This is a genomic window from Bifidobacterium primatium (assembly GCF_002802875.1).
In the GTDB taxonomy this organism is placed as follows: domain Bacteria; phylum Actinomycetota; class Actinomycetes; order Actinomycetales; family Bifidobacteriaceae; genus Galliscardovia; species Galliscardovia primatium.
The window spans coordinates 98,563-119,321 of record NZ_PEBI01000005.1; the positions used below are offsets into that span (position 1 = coordinate 98,563).

Annotated in this window: 16 protein-coding genes; 2 read left to right on the forward strand and 14 right to left on the reverse strand. The window is 60.3% G+C overall.

The window, feature by feature from the left end; all coding sequences use genetic code 11:
• Positions 1 to 28: 28 nt before the first annotated feature.
• The 10 genes from nagB to CS006_RS09925 all read right to left on the reverse strand — a co-directional run bounded on the left by nagB (position 29) and on the right by CS006_RS09925 (position 10,643).
• A complete protein-coding gene (nagB, locus tag CS006_RS09880) occupies positions 29 to 817 on the reverse strand; it encodes a glucosamine-6-phosphate deaminase (RefSeq protein ID WP_100511667.1) in 789 nt (262 codons plus the stop codon).
• A gap of 39 nt (positions 818 to 856) precedes the next feature.
• Entirely contained in the window at positions 857 to 1,906 is a 1,050-nt protein-coding gene (locus CS006_RS09885; protein WP_100511668.1) for an ROK family protein, read from the reverse strand.
• On the reverse strand, positions 1,887 to 3,098 hold the full coding sequence (locus CS006_RS09890) for an ROK family protein (RefSeq protein ID WP_100511745.1): 1,212 nt from the start codon (positions 3,096 to 3,098) through the stop codon (positions 1,887 to 1,889). The genes CS006_RS09885 and CS006_RS09890 overlap by 20 nt, the downstream gene beginning before the upstream one ends.
• A 445-nt stretch (positions 3,099 to 3,543) precedes the next feature.
• Positions 3,544 to 4,440, reverse strand: a complete 897-nt coding sequence (locus CS006_RS09895) for a dihydrodipicolinate synthase family protein (RefSeq protein WP_100511669.1) — start codon at positions 4,438 to 4,440, stop codon at positions 3,544 to 3,546.
• Entirely contained in the window at positions 4,437 to 5,222 is a 786-nt protein-coding gene (locus tag CS006_RS09900) for an amidohydrolase family protein (protein ID WP_100511670.1), read from the reverse strand. The genes CS006_RS09895 and CS006_RS09900 overlap by 4 nt, the downstream gene beginning before the upstream one ends.
• Before the next feature lie 10 nt (positions 5,223 to 5,232).
• Entirely contained in the window at positions 5,233 to 5,703 is a 471-nt protein-coding gene (locus CS006_RS09905) for an RbsD/FucU family protein (RefSeq protein WP_100511671.1), read from the reverse strand.
• Positions 5,704 to 5,712: 9 nt separating this feature from the next.
• On the reverse strand, positions 5,713 to 6,504 hold the full coding sequence (locus CS006_RS09910; RefSeq protein ID WP_100511672.1) for an L-fucose dehydrogenase: 792 nt from the start codon (positions 6,502 to 6,504) through the stop codon (positions 5,713 to 5,715).
• 55 nt (positions 6,505 to 6,559) lie between these two features.
• The gene (locus tag CS006_RS09915) at positions 6,560 to 7,843 is read right to left on the reverse strand and encodes an enolase C-terminal domain-like protein (RefSeq protein WP_100511673.1); all 1,284 of its coding nucleotides are present in this window, start codon (positions 7,841 to 7,843) and stop codon (positions 6,560 to 6,562) included.
• A 162-nt stretch (positions 7,844 to 8,005) separates the two neighbouring features.
• A complete protein-coding gene (locus CS006_RS09920) occupies positions 8,006 to 9,358 on the reverse strand; it encodes an alpha-L-fucosidase (RefSeq protein ID WP_100511674.1) in 1,353 nt (450 codons plus the stop codon).
• Between the two features lie 67 nt (positions 9,359 to 9,425).
• The gene (locus tag CS006_RS09925; protein ID WP_100511675.1) at positions 9,426 to 10,643 is read right to left on the reverse strand and encodes an MFS transporter; all 1,218 of its coding nucleotides are present in this window, start codon (positions 10,641 to 10,643) and stop codon (positions 9,426 to 9,428) included.
• A gap of 368 nt (positions 10,644 to 11,011) precedes the next feature.
• Between CS006_RS09925 and CS006_RS09930 the strand changes: the two genes are divergently transcribed.
• Positions 11,012 to 12,046 (forward strand): LacI family DNA-binding transcriptional regulator, encoded by a 1,035-nt coding sequence (locus tag CS006_RS09930; protein ID WP_100511676.1) that lies wholly within the window; start codon positions 11,012 to 11,014, stop codon positions 12,044 to 12,046.
• A 61-nt stretch (positions 12,047 to 12,107) separates the two neighbouring features.
• On the opposite strand, the gene CS006_RS09935 is transcribed toward CS006_RS09930, so the two are convergent.
• From CS006_RS09935 to CS006_RS09945, 3 genes are all read right to left on the reverse strand, one after another.
• The gene (locus CS006_RS09935) at positions 12,108 to 12,902 is read right to left on the reverse strand and encodes a copper homeostasis protein CutC (protein WP_100511677.1); all 795 of its coding nucleotides are present in this window, start codon (positions 12,900 to 12,902) and stop codon (positions 12,108 to 12,110) included.
• A gap of 11 nt (positions 12,903 to 12,913) precedes the next feature.
• A complete protein-coding gene (locus CS006_RS09940) occupies positions 12,914 to 14,935 on the reverse strand; it encodes a beta-galactosidase trimerization domain-containing protein (protein WP_100511678.1) in 2,022 nt (673 codons plus the stop codon).
• 100 nt (positions 14,936 to 15,035) lie between these two features.
• On the reverse strand, positions 15,036 to 16,247 hold the full coding sequence (locus tag CS006_RS09945; RefSeq protein WP_243387040.1) for an MFS transporter: 1,212 nt from the start codon (positions 16,245 to 16,247) through the stop codon (positions 15,036 to 15,038).
• Positions 16,248 to 16,696: 449 nt separating this feature from the next.
• On the opposite strand from CS006_RS09945, the gene CS006_RS09950 reads away from it, so the two are divergent.
• The gene (locus CS006_RS09950; protein ID WP_100511680.1) at positions 16,697 to 17,578 is read left to right on the forward strand and encodes a D-hexose-6-phosphate mutarotase; all 882 of its coding nucleotides are present in this window, start codon (positions 16,697 to 16,699) and stop codon (positions 17,576 to 17,578) included.
• 193 nt (positions 17,579 to 17,771) lie between these two features.
• On the opposite strand, the gene CS006_RS09955 is transcribed toward CS006_RS09950, so the two are convergent.
• Positions 17,772 to 20,657 carry a bifunctional metallophosphatase/5'-nucleotidase gene (locus tag CS006_RS09955; RefSeq protein WP_243387042.1) on the reverse strand — a complete coding sequence of 962 codons (2,886 nt, stop codon included), beginning with the start codon at positions 20,655 to 20,657 and terminating at the stop codon, positions 17,772 to 17,774.
• Between the last annotated feature and the right edge of the window lie 102 nt (positions 20,658 to 20,759).

Below are 20,759 nucleotides of genomic sequence, written 5' to 3' on the forward strand. Positions count from 1 at the left end.
TCGACGTCATCGAATCGGAGGATTCGACTCAGATGCCCTGCCAGGCCGGCTTGTGCGCGTAGGCCCAGCGGTAGTAGTCCTTGTTGCGCAGGCGCGAGGCGGCGGCCTCGTCCACGATGACCGTGGCATGCGGGTGCAGCTGCAGGGCCGACGCGGGGCAGAGCGCGGAGACGCCGCCTTCGACGGTCTCGGCCACGGCTTCGGCCTTGCCGTCGCCGAACGCCATGAGCACCAGATGACGCGCCTTCATGATGGTGCCGATGCCCTGCGTGATGCAATGCGTGGGCACCTGGTCGATGTCGCCGTCGAAGAACCGGGCGTTGTCGATGCGGGTCTGCTCGGTGAGCGTCTTGATGCGGGTGCCCGAGGCGAGCGAGGACCCCGGCTCGTTGAAGCCGATATGGCCGTCGGTGCCGATGCCGAGAATCTGCAGGTCGACTCCGCCGGCGGCGGCGATGGCCTCATCGTATTCATGGCCCGCCTCCCGGATGGTGTCGAGATTGCCGTTCGGCACATGGACCTGATCGGGATTGAGACCGAGCGGCTCCACCACGGTGCGGGTGATGACGCTGCGATACGATTCGGGATGGTTCGGGTCAAGACCTGCGTATTCGTCGAGCGCAAAGCCACGCACTCCCGACACGTCGATGCCCTCGTCCTTGATGAGCTGCGCCAGATGACGGTATCCGGCCAGCGGGCTGGAACCCGTGGCCAGTCCGAGCACGCAGTCCGGCTTGGCCTTGATGAGATCGGCCACGCACCGCGCATAGATCTCGCCGGCCTCGTCCTCGTTCTTCACGATGATGACTTCCGCCATGATTCCTTCTTTCTGTTGGAGTGGTGTTGAGAAGTACAATTAGCTGTGCATCGGTATTGCCGCGCAAGCGGCTCCGATTGCGCCTATGGGCTTGCCGTCAGGCACCAGAACGACTCGCTCCGGCAGGTGCAGCGAATCGATGAAAGCGCTGCCCGACTCGCGACGACGCAACTCCGCACGAATCTCGTCCAGCAACGGTTTACCGGTTTTCACCGTTCCCCCGCCAAGAATGATGATGCGAGGATCCACGGTGACGGCGAGAATGTCTATGGCGCTCGCAATTGCACGAACAATGGTATTGAGTGTGCGCACGGCCGCCGTATGACGAGGGCTGGTTTCGTCGTATGCCTTGGCGATGATATCCGGCAACGGAGGGTTGGCCTCAGGCCATTGACGCATGATCGCGGCACCACCACACGCCGTCTCCAGGCATCCGTACTGCCCGCATGCGCATTTCCAGCAATGCGGTTCTACCGGAATATGACCGATTTCACCGACCACACCACTACTGCCATGGTCCAGTACTCCATTACGGAGAATACCGGCGGCCACGCCGGTTCCAAGATTCAGGAAGGCGACCACATCTTCGTTGCGTTCATGGTCGCCGCCCATTACCGCGTGGGCGCCGAGAGCGGCGGTATTGACGTCATTCTCCACATATACCGCCAGTCCGGTCGCCGCACCTATCTCCTTCGCAAACTCAAGACGGGAAACATCAAGATTGGCGATATGCTCCACCACTCCCGCAGCGCTGTCCACTCGTCCGGGAGTTCCGATACCGACGCTCGAGACGGAGGAACCGTCATTACGTTCCGACACCCTGTCGCACAGCATCCGGATCACGGAAAGCACATCCTCCATCACCCGCCGCTCTCCACGGCGGGCGGGAATACGCACGTCATCGATGACCTGCGGAATCCCATGACCGTCCAAGCCGATAAGCACGCCCTCGATCTTCGTGCCTCCCACATCCACGCCGATATGCAACGTGGTATGACCGTCGGCATCATTATCATCGGAAACGGGGCTCACACCACCGTCAAAGGCTCTATCAAGTTCAATCAGCCGATCACTCGTCAGTTGGCTCATGATGTGGCCGACCTCCTTTCTGACTATGCGCGGTCTGCTGCGATGCAGACTGCTGGTCGGAACCGCCCGATGAATCGGCAACGGCATCGTTATGGATACGGTCGATTAGCAGTCGCACTACAGCCACTGCCTGACCGCGCAAAATCAGGTCATCCCCCTGCTGGCACCGATGCAGCAACGGGGTCTGGCGATAATCGGCGGAAATCTCCGATTCGAGTTCCTCACGCATGGCACCGATGAACGCCTCGCCCACGATTTCCGGAGGACCGAACACCGAGATATCGCTGAGGTCAAGCAGGCTTACCGACATCGACAACGCGCTGCCCAGCCGCTGACCGGCCTCGGCCAAGATTGCGGTCCTGGTTTCCGGCTCTGCCTCGATGCGCTTGCGCAACCGCGGCGCGGACAGCAGGGCTTCCAAGCAGCCGCGCTTGCCGCATACGCATTTCGGCCCCTTGGGATCTACCACCACATGACCGATTTCACCTGCGGCGCAGCTTCTTCCCATGACGATTTCGCCATTGACGCATACAGCAGCGCCAACGCCTTCATCCACACTCATGAACATGGAATTCGCCGAGCACTGACCGAATGTGCATTCCCCCAACAGGGCCATGTTGGTGTCGTTGCAGACGACGGCGGGAATATGGAATCGTTCCTCCAAACGCTCCTTGAGCGGCACATTGGTCCAACCAAGATTGACGGCCCTGATCACCATGCCGTCATCGTCCACGATTCCAGGCACAGCAACACCCACGCCAAGTATCGGCTTGTCGGTTTTGGCCAGCAGTCGTTCGCACAGGTCGCATACGGTTTCCGGAAGGACATCACCGACGCTGTCACAGGGAATTTCCGTTCTATCGACGATGCGGCCGCACAAATCGGTCAACGCACCTCGAATCACAAATCGCCTCGTCAGGTCGATGGACACAATGCGCCATCCCTCCGAATCGACGGCCAACATCACCGAGCGCTTGCCGCGACCGGATCGGCGGTCCATGCCCATTTCACGCAGCAGATGGCTCCCCACCATCTCCGCCACCACTTCGCTGATGGCCATGCGGGAAAGCCCCACCTGGCGCCCCAATTCGGCGCGAGACATCTGGCCGGAAGGAAACAGCAAACGAAATACAGCCCGAATATTACTGGCACGGACATCGGAAGGATTTGATTTCAGGGTCTTGGACGGCATAGACGTTCTCCTTTGCATGGATTCACCCATTTTCCGCTGAGGCACCCCCAAATTCGTCACCATCATTGCGTTTTTAGATGCCAAAATCGCATGCAATGACGATGAACGCTGCTGAGATATGTCCTCGCCGCCCATTGTCAGCCTTTCCATCGAATATTCATCATCAATTGATGACAATCAATGTTTTTATGTCAACAATCTTTACTTTATATCATTTATGAATCGACACGCCACAATAATCCACAAATTACAATCCCCTCAAGGTGTTACATTGCCTATAATTTCAACGAAGTTGGAGAAAAATAATTTATGTAATTTTTATTGACATTAATATCGCGATATCGCGGTTCCGTCAGCCGGATCCCCGTGAAGAGACATAGGCAAGCGGCCCTGCAACCGGCATACAGCGCCGGCCACAGGGCCGCTATGGGAAAAATGACGATTGTTATTGAAGAATCGCCTGAATATTGCCGTACTGGTCGTCGGTAAGCTGCACGGCGGGTTCACGCACGAGCGTCGAGATGGGCAGTCCCTTGGCCTTGACGGCGCCCTTGATGGCGGAGATGAACAGGTCGGCCTGGTCATAGATGGCCATGAGGTGGCTGATGCGTTCGGCGGCCGCGATGGCGGTGGCGTAGTCGCCGTCGTCGTACGCCTTGTTGAGCCTGGCGAAGGTCTCGGGCTCCACGTTGGTCAGTCCACAGATCACGCCCGAGCCGCCGGAGACGCGGTTGACGAGATAGTACTCGTCGAAGCCCGAGAACACGGCGAAATTCGGCTTGACCTCATGCACCGCCCGGACGACCTTCCTCGTGTGGCTGATGGTGTCGACCGTGTCCTTGATGCCCACAATCGTCGGGTATTCGGCGGCGAGCCCGGCAACGAGCCCGGGCGTCAGGTCGCTGCCGGTGCGAGGCGGGAAGTTGTAGAGGATCACCGGCAGGTCGGTCGCGGATGCGACCGCGCCGAAGTATGCCTTCGCCGCCCCCGGCGTGGGGCCGAAGTAGTACGGGGAGACGACCACCAGCGCATCCACGCCGCTCTTTTCGGCCGACTTGGCGAAGTCGACGACCTTGGCGAGGTTCGTGTCGCCCACGCCGGCGAACACCTTGATGCGCCCGGCCACGTGCTTGACGACGAAGTCGACCGCCTGCTTCTTGGTTTCAAGCGGGAAGGCGTAGAACTCGCCGATGCTGCCGAACACGAGCACGCCGTCGATGCCCGCCTCGATGAGGTGGTCGAGATGCCTGCCCCACAGTTCGTAGTCGATGTTGCCGTCGTCGTCGGTGATGGTGATTGACGGGCAGATCACACCGGAGAACACGGTTGCGCTCTTGGTCATTGCATGTCCTTTCCTAAAGTGATGCCGTAGGCGCGTACGGCGTTGTTCATGAAGAAGTCCTCGTCCTCGCCGAACGTGTCGAGCATGAGCTGGAAGTGCGTGGCGAACGTGGAGTTGAGTTCCACCACCGGCCAGTTAGAGCTGTAGAGCACCTTCTTCGGCCCGAACGTGTCGCGGACGTACTTCACGATGTCGGGGTCGACGGGGTTGTCGCCGGAGACCTTGATGTACGAGTTCGGCAGGGCCGCCATGTCGGCGAGCGCCTTCTTCGTGGTCTCGTCGAGTCCCGGCGCGTTGCCGAGGTGGTCCATGATGACGGTGACCTCGGGCACCTGGGCGAACGCCTTGGCCATGTCGGGCAGTTCCTCGCCGCGGTTGCACAGTTCGAACGGCATGCCCTTGGCGGCCATGGCCCTGAGTCCTTCGATGAACGAGGGTTCGAGGCATCGGCCGCGGGGCTCGGAGTCGACGTGCAGGGGCTCGCGGATGCCGTCGGCGTTGATGGGCACGCGCATGGTGGGGCTGAGCTTCACGCGCAGCATGCGCTTGAGGATCTTCGGGGACTTGTTCTCGTACAGTAGGCGGTCCTCCTGTTCGTGGTCGGCCGCGTCGACCTCCACATATACGCCGCCGAGGAAGTTCACGCCGAACCTGGCGTATTCGGCCTCGAGGTCCCCGATGGTGTACGTGTTCTGCAGCTTCGGCAGTCCGGCCAGCCAGGGCAGGTCCTGCACCTGAGGGTTCCAGATATGGAAGTGGGAGTCAATGACCCGCAACGTCATATGCCGTCACCTACCGTTCCGGAGTCCAGACGTCATCGCCGAGTACGCATCCCTTACGGATAAGCAGGTTGGCGTACTGTGCCGATTCACTGGTGGCGATGACGCAATGGGCCCGTTTGGCGGCTTCGTAGAAGGCGAATCGCTCCAGGGTCTTGAACGCCTTCTCCCCTCGCGCGTCATAACGGCGGACGGCGTCATGGTACTGCTGCCAAATCGGCGTTTCCACAGGATCGCCCGGCACTACCTCCATCAGCGTGATGGGCTCGTCGTCGTAGGTGTCGATGGGCAATACCGCGAGCACGGCTTCGAGCACCTCCAAAGCACCGTGGCCGTCGCATCGTATGACCGTATGGCCTTCGGAGGAACCGATTGATTCCGCCGGAAAATTGCCATCGGCGATGACGAGTTCATCGCCATGCCCCATTTCATCAAGTGCCTTCAACAGTTCCGGAGACAGCAGCGGCGGAATTCCCTTCAGCATGGCATCTCCTCAGCTCAGGGCGCGGTCGAGGTGCACGTAGCCGCCGTCGGGGAATATCCACTGGCCGGTGGTATGCGACGAACGGTCGGAAAGGAGGAACGCCGCGGCGGCTCCGATCTCCTCCGTAGTCGTCATGCGATGCCCAAGTGGAATCTTGTCGGTGATGACGCTGAGACGGGCCTTCTGAGCGTCCTCGTCTCCGAATGTCTTGATCCAATTAGCATACAGCGGTGTCCAGCATTCCGCCACGACGATGGCGTTCACACGCACCTCGTCGGGAGCCAGCGCCGCCGCCCATTCACGGGTCAGGCCCAGTATGGCGCCCTTGGCCGCAGCGTAGGCGCTGGTCTTGCCTTGACCGGTCAATGCGGTCTTGGACGAGATGTTCACCACCGAGCCCTTACTCTCTTTGAGATAGCCGACTGCGGCATGGACCAGTTCATAGTAGTGGGTCAGATTGCCGTGGATGGACTCCTCGAACTCACGCCATGATGTGGATTCGAGGTCCTTGTTGTCATTCCGGCCGGCATTGTTCACGATGCCATCGATATGCCCGTATTTGGCATAGACGTCCTCGACTATCGGGGCGATCTTGTCGGTGTCGTTGAGGTCCAGCAGATATACGGAGTAGTCCTTCGTATACTGTTCGATCTCCGCCTTGAACTCTTCGGTTTTGTCGTCGTCGCGATTCAGGATGACGGGGATGGCCCCTTCATGGACGAGTTCCATGACGATGCCCTTGCCGATGCCTTTGAATCCGCCGGTGACGATGATGACCTTTCCCTGAAGATGCAAATCCATGAGAGCTCCTTTACTCTTGTCGTTATTGCCTATACACGTGAAACATAGCCGCGGTCTAGCCTTTGTAGAGGTATTTCTCGGCGGTTTCGAGGGTCATCTCGGTGCCGTTGCCGGGCGCGGTCGGGGCCATGTAGCTGCCGTTGCGGATCACGGTGGGGTGCACGAAGTGCTCGTGCTGGTTGTCCACGTACTCGATCATGCGGCCCTCGGTCGTGCCGGACACGGCCACGTAGTCGAACATCGCGAAGTGGCACACCGCCTCGCACAGGCCCACGCCGCCCGCGTGCGGGCACACCGGCTTGTTGAACTTCCTGGCCAGCAGGTACTCCAGCACGATCTCCTGGGGGCCCGCCACACGGGTCGCGTCGATCTGCATGATGCCGAACGCGTTGGCCTGCAGGTACTGCTTGAACATGATGCGGCTCTGCATCTGCTCGCCCGTGGCCACCGGGATCGGGTTGATCGCCCGGGCGATGGTCGCGTGCCCGATCACGTCGTCCGGGCTGGTGGGCTCCTCCACCCACGCCAGGTCGAACTCGTGGAACCGGTTGATCCACTCGATCGCCGTGGGCACGTCCCACACCTGGTTCGCGTCCACCGCCAGACGCACGTCCGGGCCGATCGCCTCGCGCGCCAGGGCCAGGCGGCGCAGGTCGTCGTCCACGTTCTGGCCGACCTTGAGCTTGATCTGCCTGAAGCCCTTGACCCGGCTCTCCTCCCTGGCCAAGGCGACCATCTTCTCGTCGGAGTAACCCAGCCAGCCTGCCGCGGTCGAATAGCCCGGGTAGCCGGTCTCGAGCAGATGCTCGATGCGCTCGGCCTTGCCCCTCTGCCCGGCCCTGAGGATCTCGACGGCCTCCTCGGGGGTCAGCGCGTCGGTCATGTACCGGAAGTCCAGCGTGGAGACCAGCTCCTCGGGCTCCATCTCCGCCAGCAGCCTCCACAGCGGCTTGCCGGCGCGCTTCGCCTTGATGTCCCACAGGGCGGAGAGCACCGCGCCGATGGCCATGTGCTCCACGCCCTTCTCCGGACCCAGCCAACGCAGCTGGGAGTCATGGACGAACAGGTCCCACGCCCTCTTCATGTCGTCCAGCAGCGGCTCGACCTCCATGCCGACCAGACGCTCGCCCATCGACTCGATCGCCTTGCACACCACGTCGTTGCCGCGCCCGATCGTGAACACGAAGCCCACGCCCCTGACGCCATCGTCCGCATCCGTATGCAACTCCACATACGCCGACGAATAATCCGGATCTGGGTTCATCGCATCCGAACCCGACAACGTGTTCGACGTCGGAAAACGAAAATCGAACGTTTTCACTGCGGTAAAACGACTCATGATAGGCTCCTTCGCCTTGCAATAGGTTCTTACAGTAAAGGATAATGTACGGTAAGGAAATTTTCAATATTGTTTTAGAATTTTTCCATTCATGAGCGAGGCGGCCGCGCCGGCCGGAAATGCGCCGACCGGACTGCGACCGCCTTTATGGATAAGGGCCGATTAGTGTCGAGCAAAACGCACGACCTGAGGGCCGGCGACATCCGTCGCGGGAATCTCCGCGGTCAGCATATCGCCGTCCGCCTCCACGACAACGTTGCCACCGCCAAGAATGGTTGCGGAATCCACATCGACCGCACCCGCATCGATGCGCAGCGGAACCCTGCCCGCAGCATCGACGACGGCATAGATGCTCTTGCCGTCTCCGGTCCAACGAACCCACGGCTCGCCGTCCCCCTCTCCGGAAGGCGAGGCTTCCGGCACCGGTTCGACATCATGAATGCTCGGCGCGTTCACGGCCATCCAGTCCGCCATGCCCTCGAGGCACTTCCGCTGCAGTTCGGGGATGCGACCGGCCGCATCGGGGCCGATGTCGAGCAGCAGGTTGCCGCCCATCGACACGACGTCGGCGAGTAGCTTCACCGCCTCCGGACCGGTCATGTAGGAGTCGGCATCCTCCATCTGGTTGTAGCCGAAGGAGTATCCGATGCCGCGGGTCATCTCCCACATGCCCTTGCCCATGAGCTCCTTGCCCTGCTCGTATTCGACGGTACGGAAGTCCCAATGGGTCAGGCCCCAACGGTCGTTGACCACGCCATCCGGCACCACATCGTAGTAGTGCTCGAACAATCGCGCCACGCTGAAATCGTTGTCCTCTTCCGAGATCTTCGGCACGTCGATATCTCCCCACAGGATGGACGGCTGGTACTTGTCGATGAGGTCCATCACATGCGAGTACATATAGCGGGCGTAGCTCTCGCTCTGCGGCACGTATTCCGCGGCGTCACCGAGAATCGGCATGTTGGGCTCTTTGTGCCAGTCCAGTCCGGAAGAATAGTAGACGCCGAACTTCAGTCCCTTGTCACGCATGGCATCCGCGAATTCCTTGACCAGGTCACGATGCGGGCCGCGGTCGACGGTGTTCCATCCGTCGTTGTCGGGGGCCTTCCACAGGGTGATGCCCTCGTGATGCTTCGTAGTCGGCACGAAGTAGCGGGCGCCGGCACGAGCGAACAGATCGGCCATGTCGTCGGGGTCGAACGCCTCGGCCTTCCACATGTCGATGAAGTCCTCATATGGCATGTCGCCATAGACTTCCTTCTGATGTTCGGCGGCCGGGGAGCCCTCGATGCTCATCGTGTTCCAGTACCACTCCGCATACGGGTTATGGGTGTTCCAGTACAGCGGATCGTCGAAGGTACCGAGCGCGCCGATGGGCTGCGCCCATGCCGGCACCGAATACGAGCCCCAATGGGCGAAGATGCCGAGGCCGGCGCCCTTGAACCACTCGGGCGTATCATGCACAAACTTCTCGTACATCTTGGGACGCTGCGGATTTACCATGAACAACACCATGTCGAAACTCCTTTGTTTTGCTTGTTGTCCGATTGTTTTCTGATTGTTGCGGCCGAATCGGCCGTGATCACACCGTGAGCTTCTTGTCCAGCTTGAGGGTAATCAGTTCGATGACCACCATCACGAAGTACAGCGCACCACCGACGATGATGGCGAATCCGGCCGAGGAATTGCCGAAGATACTCGCCGTCATGGCGAAGAAGTACGGGGAGATCAGGTAGCCGATGTTGATGCCGATGATCACGATGGACGTGGTCAGATTCATCGAATGGGCCGGCGAATAGTCCACGAATCGTGCCGTCAGCGCGGGATTGATGATGCCCCATGCGAAACCGGCGATGAGCACCAGCGCGAACATCAACGGCACGTTCTTCGTCATCGCGGTGGCGATGAAGCAGATGCCGATGACCACTTCGGAGATGGTCACCGTCAGGCGCTTGGTGACCTTGGCGACCTTGTCGAAGACCACGCCGGAAAGGATGGTGGCGACGATGAGGAAGCTGAAGATCAACGTGGCGAGCGAGGCCGATCCGATGCCCTCGTCGACCACATAGCTGGCGAGTTTGATGGACATGACGTTGTAGATCATGGAAACCACCAGGAAGATGAACGCCAACCACAGCACCTGCCAATTCGTCGTCTGCTTCTGGGATGCGCTCTTGTCCACGACATGGCCTTCATCATCGACGACGGCGCTGCGAATACTGAAGTTATCGAACTCTTTCGGAATGAACATGCCGACGAGCACCATCGGTATGAACAGCAGGAAGAAGATAAGATACGTGGACTGCCAGCTGATGGTGATGAGCAGACTGGCGATGAACAGCAGAACGGCATCGCCAAGATTGCCGACGGCCTGACGCCAGCCAAGCAGTTTGCGTTGCATATCGCCGTCGTAGAGGTCGGTGATGTAGGAGACGCTGAGCGTGACGAACAGCGCCGAACCGAAGCCGAAGAACATACGCGATATGAGAATCGGCCAATAGTACGGGAAGAACGCCGGAATCACACCGGTGACGGCCGATATGAAGAACCCAGCCATTGCGATTTTCTTACGTCCGATGGCATTGGCGAATATACCCGTCAAGGCCGTACCCACCATGGTGCCGATCGTCGGCACTGTGGTCAGCAGCTCGACGTTCGCCGTGGAATAGTCGGAGAACGCCTCCTTCATTGCCGGAATGGTGCCGCTGATTGCATTGCTTGCCGACATCAGCAGCGACATCGACAGGACACCGACAACCAGGGTCTTGGATTTCAACGCTTTGGCAACGTCTAACGCCATTGTTTCTGGCCCCCTTTTTTCTTTCGATATGCCGAAAGACAACGTCGTCTTTCGAAATGCGGCCGCATGATCATCGTCGATTATGCGGAAGAGGAAATTCGCTCCTTACAGGCTTGACTGGGACATTGATGCGGGACAAGGACCATGCCACATGGTTTTGCCGGTGGCGGAAGCAAACGATGCTCGTCGACGGTGGCGGGCCTCATCGCTTCGGTTCTTTATGTAATGAAGATTGACAGTATCGTAACACTGGAATCAGAAATATGTAAACCCGTGTTGGAAATTTTTCCAATCCTTTTCGTCGATATTTTCCATTTCCCATGACTCGAACCGGTAGTATGAAAACGACGATGGAGAAGGAGCGACCGATGAGCACCAACCGAAAGCCGAAGATCAGCGAAATCGCGGAGCTTGCCAACGTGTCGCCCTCGACCGTCTCCAAGGTCATCAATGGGCGGGCCGGCATATCGGAACAGACCAGGTCCCAGGTGGAGGAAGCGCTCGCCAAACTCGGCTATTCCAAGCCGCTGGTCAGCACCAAGGTCTCCCAAACCATCGAGATCATCACCGAGTACATCGAAAACAACGGCACCATCGAACTCATTCGTCATGCCGCGATCTGGGGCAAGCGACATCAGCTCGGCATCACGGTGAATCAAAAGGACCCCGATGAATCACTGGGCGACTGCCTACGGCAGATCATCAATCGCAACCCCTCCGGCGTAATCATCCAACAGTTCTCCAAGCTCTCCGAAGACGATCAGGCGCTACTGGACTCCCGCGACATTCCATGGGTGATCATCGATCCCGTTGACGTACCGGACGATAATGTCAACAGTGTATCGGTCGATAATTGGACCGGTGGCTACCAGGCCACGCAATACCTCGTTCAACAAGGCCATACCCGTATCGGAGTCATCAGCGGACTCAAGCAGACGCAATCGGCCATCGCCCGTTTCAGCGGCTATCTGGCGGCATTGCGTCAGGCGGGAATCGAATACGATTCCTCAATTACTCGGGAAAGTGATTACCGCTCGGAAAGCGGCTACCAGGCCGCATGCTCATTGTTGGATATGCCCAATCCCCCGACGGCGATATTCGCCTGCAACGACCTCACCGCAGTCAATGTCTACAAGGCGGCGAACGAGCGGGGATTGGAACTGCCGCGGCAGCTTTCCGTAGTCGGCTTCGACGACGTATATCCGGCCGCATATCTCAGCCCTCCGCTGACCACGGTCGAGCAGCCGTTCGGTGCCATCGCGAATGCCGCAGTGCAGATGATTATGAATATCCGTGCGCACAAAACAGTCGAGCGGCACATTACGTTACCGACCCATCTCATCGTGCGAGATAGCGTGACGGCACCGCTCGAACATCATGACGCCGGATCGGCGAATGCCTGACGGGTGAGACAGCTTCCGCCACCATGTTTATTATGGCCCATCTTCGATGACTTCCATGCCGTCACGGCATGGGAATCCCATGCAACACGCGAACCGCTTCACGAACGATGCGCTCGTCGGTGCGTTCGATCATGGCGTCGACGCCGCCCCCTCCGGGTCCGCCGGCCGACTTGACGACATGCTTGGCGGAAAGATGCAGGGCATCAACGCCCGTGGCCGACACCGCAGAAAAATCCTGAGGCCGAAGACCGCCTCCGGCCATGATCTCAATGCGGCCCGCCGCCCAATCCGTCAATTCGGCGAGTGCATTCACGCCTTCGGGAGCACTAGGAGCCCCGCCCGAAGTCAGGATTCTTGTATACCCGAGCGAAATCAATGTTTCCAAAGCTTTCCGCCGGTCATTCACCACATCGAACGCACGATGGAACGTCATATCAATATCGGAGCGCCCCAAACGCTCCGCTTCCTCATGTGCGGTTTCAATAAGCAGCCGGGCGAACCTGATGTCGACGGATCCGTTGGCATCAAGCCCCCCGACGACCAAGCCTGAAGCACCCGCCTCCAATGCGGGGCGCACATCGGCCAATTGCATGGCCTTGTCATCGTCGTCATAAACGAAATCCCCACCACGAGAGCGAATCAGAACCTGCACGCCAAGCTGGGGAGCCGCTTCGGCACACAGGCGAATTGCACCGAAACTCGGCGTAAGTCCTCCGGTAGGGCCGAGGGCCGAGCACAATTCGATGCGGTCGGCCCCCGCCTGCTGTGCGATACGTGCACCCTTCACATCCTGCACGGCGATTTCCAACACAGGACGGACGGAATCAGAATGATGAAGAGCATCGGCGTATCGCATGTCATCACCCCTTACTTGAGCGAGATCTCCACGACCTCATAGCCATCGATCTTCGGAATGGAAAGCGTGAGGTAACCGTCGGCGACCTCATACCGGGACGGATCGATGATTTCGCCGGAGCGAACGGCGGTGACCGACGCAACCTGAGCGTCGCCCACCTTCACCCGCACCTGCTGATCGTACAGCGGCACCTTCTCATCAATGGTGTAGAGATTCACGGCCTGCTTCTTGCACGGATAGTACAGGCAGTGCAGCAGCAGGGAATTCCGCTCCTCGGACTTGCGCAGCTGCAGCTCGAGAGAACTGACCTGACGGTCACCGACCTTCTCCACCAAGCGGTCCGGCAGCAGCAGATCGAGTGCATCGGCGAAGATGTCCTTGACCCACAGCGGCGCATAGTCACGGTAGATGCGGAACAGCGGGTGGGAGAAGTACACGACATCGCCATGTCGTACGGCTGCCGGGAATCCGGTCACGCCGGTGGACGGGGCGTGCTGGTGCGAGCAGAAGGTCTTGCCCTCACGGTTGAAATACGGTTGCACGGAATCGAGCAGCACTTCGGCGTCCACCGGCTGCACACGGGCGCCACGCTCGTACATCACCAGCTCTTCCTTGGGGAAGGCCTTGCCGATGACATCATTCGGCATGATGAAGTCACGATCCCAGTAGGATTCGCCCAGCATGGACGTGCCGTAGAGCTCGTTGACGGCGTCACCACCGTTGTCCATCGACATATAGGTGCCGATGACCTTGCCGCCGGCCTTGACATAGGCGTCCAGCTTGGTCTTGAGCTCCTCCGTCGCGACGATTTCGTCAGGCAGGACGATGAGACGATAGCGTCCGAAATCCATGTCGGGATCGATGATGTCGAACTGGCAGCCGAGTTCGGTGAGCATGCGGTTGGCACCGATCAGCGATTCGGAAAGATGGGATTCCATGTTCCATTCGCGTTCCGGGGTCATCACGGCGATGTCGACCATGTCTTCGGTGCCCTGCGTCACCGGCTCGAGTGCCTCGACCTGACCGTACACCTTGCCGATCAGGTCATAGGCGGCATCGGACAGCTTGCCGCTGGGGTGCAGCTGGTCGCCGATGGAGCATCCGGCGCCCATGGTGAGCATCTGGAAGCATTCGTATTCAAGGGCGTTGATGTTCTTCAGCGAGTGGAAGTCTCCCCAGTAGGTGTGGAACTTGCCGGTCATGCCGATGACGTGCTTGCCGAGGTTGCGCACATACTTCATCACGATCGGGAAGTTGTCGTATCCCCAAGTGCCGCCGGGCAGGCTCTCGATTTCGAGATGCGAGTAGGTATCCAACGAGGCCTTGTTCGACGGTCCGATATGCGAGCCGTTGAAGAAGATGGTGGCGCCGGGCACACGGCGGGCGAGAAGATCGCGGGTCTCACGCTTGAACTCATCAAGAAGCACGGCGCAGTAGGCCTCACGCTGACGAATGTCGGTGTGGTCGAATCCGTGGCGCTTCATCTGTACCTGGCAACGCGGGCAATCACATGGCACGAGGAAGAAGATGTCGAGGAACAGGCCGTCGATGCGATCGGGGCCGAGCGTATCGATGATGTCGTTGATGTGATCGAGCAGATATTCGCGGTAATTGCTGTTCAGGCAGAGCGAATCGTAGAAGTTCGGCTTGGGAACCATCGGCTGGCCGCTGATCGGGTTGCCGTCGGGATCGAGCGCGAGCCATTCGGGATGGTTCAGCGCGCTGTATTCGTCCCATTCCACGGTGGTGTATACCGGCACGCGGATGCCGCGCTTATGGCAGGCGTCAATCTGCTCGATAAGCAGGTTGTGGTCCTTGAGATGGGGATGAATCAGTTCAGGATGGCGCTTGGACGGGTAGAACAGATAGCCGTGGTGGTCGCGGGCGAAGCAGGTGATCGAGTTGATATGCGCCTTCTCGAGCCGGTCGGCGAAGGCCTCGGCGTCGAAATCGGCGGCCACATTGTCGATGTACGGGCTGGTGTGGAAGTCCAGATGAATCTGACGGTCATGAGGCTTTTGGATTGTCGTCATTGGTAACTCCTTTGTTTATTGACGAATGCATTGAGAAATCACGGGTATCTATCTATAAGAAAGGCCGGCCGGCATGACGCCCGACCGGCCCGAGGGTGCATCAGATGGTCAGCTGCTTGTCGGCCTTGACGGTGACAAGGTCGATGGCCGCAACGACCAGATACAGCACGCCACCGATGATGATGGCGAGCGCCGGCGAGTCATTGCCGAACAGGTGCGCGAACATCGCGAAGAAGTACGGCGAGATGAGGAAGCCGATGTTGATGGTGATGACGATGATGGACGTGCTGAGGTTCATGGAGTTTGCCGGGGAGACGTCGACCAGGCGGGAGGTCAGGGCCGGGTTGATGATGCCCCATGCGAAGCCGGCGAGCAGAACAAGGGCCATGAGCACGGGCACGTTGTGCACGAAGGCGACGGCGACGTAGCACACGCCGATAACGATTTCGAAGATGAAGACAGTGAGACGCTTGGTGATCTTCGAGATCTTCTCGAACAGGATGCCGGAGAAGATGGCGGCGAGCACGAGGAAGCTGAAGATCCAGGTGGCGGTGGCCGCGGTGCCGATGCCCGTGGTGACGACGTAGCTGGCGAACTTCAGAGCGATGACGTTGTAGAACATCGAGATGAGCATGAAGATGACGGCCAGGAAGATGACCTTCCAGTTGGTGGACGGACGGGCCGAGGTCTCGGCGGCGTGGATGTGGCCTTCCTCGTCGACGGAGCTGCTCTTGATGTTGAAGTTATCGAATTCCTTAGGCACGAACAGCGTGATGAGCACAACCGGGACAAGCAGCACCAGGAAGACGAGATATGTGGTGTTCCAGCTGAAGGTGATGAGCAGGCCGGCGATGAAGAGCATGATGGTATCGCCAAGGTTGCTGGCCGCCTGACGATAGCCGAGCAGACTACGCTGACGGTCGCCTTCATACAGATCGGTGATGTAGGAGACGCTCAGCGGGTTGAAGATACCCATGCCGACGCCGAACATGAAGCGGGAGATGAGGATGGGCCAATATTCGGGGAAGAAGGTGGGGAAGATACCGGCGATGCAGGCGATAAGCAGGCCGGACAGCACGGACTTCTTCTTGCCGAGATAGTTCGAGAAGACACCGGTGAGCACGGTGCCCACCATCACGCCGGCCGTCGGGATGGTGGTCAGCAGCTCGACGTTGGCCTTGGAGACGTTGGAGAAGGCCTCCTCCATGGCGGGAATGGTGCCGCTGATGGCATTACTGGCCGAAAGCAGGAACGACATCGATAGGACGCCGACCATCAACCTCTTGGATTTCAGTGTTTTCTCGATATCCATGATCATCCTTTCTCGATATCGATGGCATCTTCACCAGTCAAATCATCATTGATTGGATCAAGGCTTTAATTGTCAATTATCCTAACATAAAAATATCCACAACACGACATTTACCTAAAATAAATGCCTTCGCCCCTATCCAACCAGTAACCAACCGGTCGAACAATCCTTTGATTTCACCAGAAAATAAAGGATTACCGATAACACCTCTTTCATCTTTCACCAAGGAAATCTTTTTGTAAACTTCCCTGCTAATAAATGTACACTTCATTGTTACCGAGACTTTTCCACCCGATTACGGCCCCTGCTTCCCGAAGTGGGACAGCGCCCAGACTATACGAAAAGGACCATTGCCGTCGGCACCGACTCATTTTGGAGTGTTCCGGCAACCAGCACGACATCGATGCCGGCACCCCCATTCCCCTCCCCGCCGAGGCTATACTGGCTTCATGAACGATTGCTTTATCACTCGCGATTTCGTCAATGACGACGCATCCGCAACCATCACCGATTACGGCGCACACGTGCTCGACTGGACGCCCGCCGGACAGCCGAAGGTCCTCTGGCATCCCCGCGCCATCACGCTGTCGAACGGGGTCGCCATCCGCGGCGGCATTCCGCTCGTGTTCCCGTGGTTCAATTCCGGCTTCGAGAACGGCCATGTGGCCGACAAGCAGCCCAAGCACGGGTTCGCCCGCATCTCGTTCTGGCATTTCGACGAGGAGGCGTCATCGAACGCCGTCGCACGATACACGTTGACGTCGGACGACGTTCCCGACGACCTGCTGCGCACGATGGGTGGCGGCGAAAAGGCCTCGTTCCACGCGACGTACGAGGTCCGTTGCGGCAAGGAGTTCCAGGCATCGTTCACCGTGACCAACGACGGCGAGCATCCGTTCTCCTATGACGAGGCGCTGCACACGTACCTGCATGTGGGCGATGTGCGCCGCATCAGTGTCACCGGCCTGGAAGGCGCGACGTATTTCGACACGACGATCGAGGGGCATCCGACGCGTGTGCAGCCGGATGAGCCCATCACGTTCGACGGCACGATGACCGACAGCATCTATCAGGCCGCCAGCGACGGAGAGAACGCCGTCGTGCGTGTGCATGACGAGACGCTCGGCCGCACGATTGTGGTGGAGAAGAGCGGTTCGAGCAACACCGTGGTGTGGAATCCGGGCGAGCAGGGCGCCGCCGGCATCGGCGACATCGCGAACGACGAATGGCCCGGATTCGTCTGCGTGGAGGCGGCCAACAACCATGGCACGCCGGTCACACTCGCGCCGGGCGAATCCCATACGCTGTCGCAGACGCTGCGCGTGGAGTGACGACGGAGCAGACGTGAAATGACCGTGGAATAGGAACGGCGCACCATAGGAGATGATGCCCGATCACCGTCCCGCATGGAATGCCGTAAAGACCATATGACATAGCTGGGCCGGTGCCGCACAGGATGGCGGCACCGGCCCAGCTTGTTGGTTTCCTGTCCGGCCCCGGCGATGGACGCCGGGGCATCGGGCGTCAGTACCTCCGCAGGCGGGAGATGTGGATGGCACCGCCGGCCACGCCGAGAACGATCAGCGCGACGACGATCAGCATCGTCGGGTCGGAGCCGGTCCTGGCCAGTCCGTTGTTGCCGGACTGCGCGGCGGAGGCCGAAGCCGGCTTCTGCGCCGACGCGGCCGCGGCCTCGCCGACCGTCACCGGCAGTTCGGCCTTGAGAGCCTTGCCGTCGATGGTGGCGGTGATGGTGATCGTGGCCTTGCCGTCCTTGTGGGCGAGCAGGGTCTGCTCGTTGAACGCCACGGCGTTGGCGGCGGCGCTCTTCGGCTTGTTCTGCGCGGACTTCGGGGCGAAGCTCACGGTCTGCGGGTCGGAGGACTTCCAGTACACCGGCTTGCCTTCGACGCTCTTGCCTTCGGCCACGGCCCACAGCTTCTGGGACGCGCCCTTCTTGAGCTTGAGCGACGTGATCTTCTTGCCGTTGGTGTCGGTGAAGTAGAGCGCGGGCTTGACCACCTTGCCGTCACGGACGGCGACCGGCAGTTCGGCCTTCAGCTCCTTGCCATTGACGGTGGCGGTAACGGTGATGACCACGATGCCGTCCTTGTGGGCGAGCAGGGTCTGCTCGTCGTAGCCGACGGAGGCGGCGCGGCTCTTGCCGTTCTGCGCGGACTGGTCGCCGGCCTTCGGCTTGAAGCTCACGACGCTGGGGTCGGAGGACTTCCAGTAGACCGGCGTGCCTTCGACGTTCTCGCCCTTGACGTAGGCGCGCACGACCTTTTCGTCGTTCGGCTTCAGGGTGAGGGACTTCAGGGCGTTGCCGTCCTTGTCGGCGAGCGCGATGGCCGGCTCGGTCGGCTGCGGCTGGTCGGCTGCGGCCACGGTGAGCGGCAGGGTCACGGTGGTGCCGTCGGTGGCGCCGGTGATGGTGAGCGTGGCGGCGCCGGCCTGGGCGTCGGCGGGCACGGTCACGGTCAGGGCTGCGGTGTCGCCGTCCTTGACGTCGGCGGAACCGACCTCGGCGTCGCCGATCTTCGCGGTGAGCTTGGTCTCGGCGGGCACGCCCAGCGAGGTGAGCGTGAGCTTGGAGAAGTTCAGCGTGAAGGATTCACCGGCCTTCACCTTGCCGTCGGTCGGCAGTCCGGTGACGGCCACGGCGCGGCGGTCGTAGCGGGGCTTGAGCGGCGAGTTCTTGGAGATGTAGTCGATCCAGGCGTCACGGTCGACGAGGCCCGTGTCCTTGGTGTTCGTGCCCTGGGCGAAGGCGCGGAAGTTGTCGCCGCCCTGCAGCAGGAAGCTGAACGAGCCGATGCGGTATTCGGCCGTCGGGTCGAGCGGCTTGCCGTTGATGGTCACGGACGTGATGTGCTCGCCCTGCTTGGCGTTCGGGTCGTAGGTGTAGGAGACGTTGTGCGACAGGCCGAGCTGCAGGTACGGACGCGAGGGCGTGGTGCCGTCGGTCGTGGTCTGCCACTGCTGCTCGAGGGCCTCCTTGAACTGGGCGCCGGTGAGCGTGGTGGTCCACAGGTTGTTGAGGAACGGCAGCACGGCGTTGGCCTGGGCGTAGGTCACGGAGCCGTCGGTGGCGAGCGTGCAGGAGGCGTTGTCGCCGGTCTTGCACAGTTCGGCGCGCAGGCCGCCGGGGTTGACGACGCCGATCTGGGCGCCGCCGCGGTCGGCGGAGGAGAGCGAGTCGAGCAGGGAGTCGGCCACGAGGTTGCCAAGCGTGGACTCGGAACCGCGGTCGTCGCGCTTGCCGTCGGCGAAGGCGGTGGTGATGTCGGAAGCCACGGAGCCGACCTTCTTGTTGCCTTCCTCGGTGCCGGTCTTCACGGCGGCATCCACGATGCTCTTGACCTCGGCGGTCACGCCGGTCTTGTCGGCGTCCGCGAGCTGCTGGTCGAAGTCGGCCTTGCTCGTGCCGCTCGGCACGCTCGGGGCGGCCACGTTGCCGAACTTCTCATAGCTCACGGCGCCGCTCTTCTTGTTGTAGTCGAGCACGACCTGGCCGACGTTCGCGGCGTAGTTGCCGGTCTGGATGACCGGACGGTTGTTGTGCTTGGCGTCGGTGTAGGAGTAGGCCATGTGCGTGTGGCCGTTGAAGATGGCGTTGACGGCCGGGTCGGTGTCGTCGACGATGTGCTTGAACACGGGGCTTGCGGCCTCCTGCTCGTCGATCGTGGGCTTGCCGGTCTCGACGTTCTCGGACTCGGGCGCGCCCTCGTGGTATTCGGCCACGAGCACGTCGGCCTCGCCGTTGGATTCGTCGCCGTCGGTGAGCTGCTTGGCCACGCGGTTCACGGCCTCGACCGGGTCGCCGAAGTCAAGGTCCTTCACGCCGCCGGGGGAGACGAGCGTCGGGGTCTCCTGCGTCACGGCGCCGATCACACCGACCTTCACGCCGTCGACGTCCTGGATGCTGTATTCCTTGAGCGCCGGGGTCGTGGTGCCCTTCTTGTATACGTTGGCGCCGAGGTAGTCCCACTTGGCGTTGCGTGCGCCGTCGGCGCCGATCACGCGGTTGGTGAGGTCGTCAAAGCCCTGGTCGAACTCGTGGTTGCCGACCGACGAGGCCTTGAGGTCCAGGGCGTTGAGCACGTCGATGGTCGGCTGGTCCTTCTGGACCGACGAGTTGAACAGCGAGGCGCCGATGAGGTCGCCGGCGCCAAGGAACAGCGACGAGTTCGGGTATTCGGCCTTGAGCTGCTGCACGGTCGATGCGAACGGCACGGTCAGGCCTGTGTCGATGCGGCCGTGGAAATCGTTGACGTTCAGCAGATTGATGGTGGCGGTGTCGCCGTCGGCGGCCGGCTGGGCCTCGGCGGCCGACGCGGCCTGCGCGGGGACGACCACCGCGGCGAACAGCATCGCGGTCGCCAGCAGTCCTCCCTGCAAACGTTTCATGATTCTCATTGTTCTTCCCCTGTCTGTAGTCCCGCCATGAATCGAATAACCCACGCGAACGTACACATAGACATGATTCACGCTAGGACCGCTACGACAACG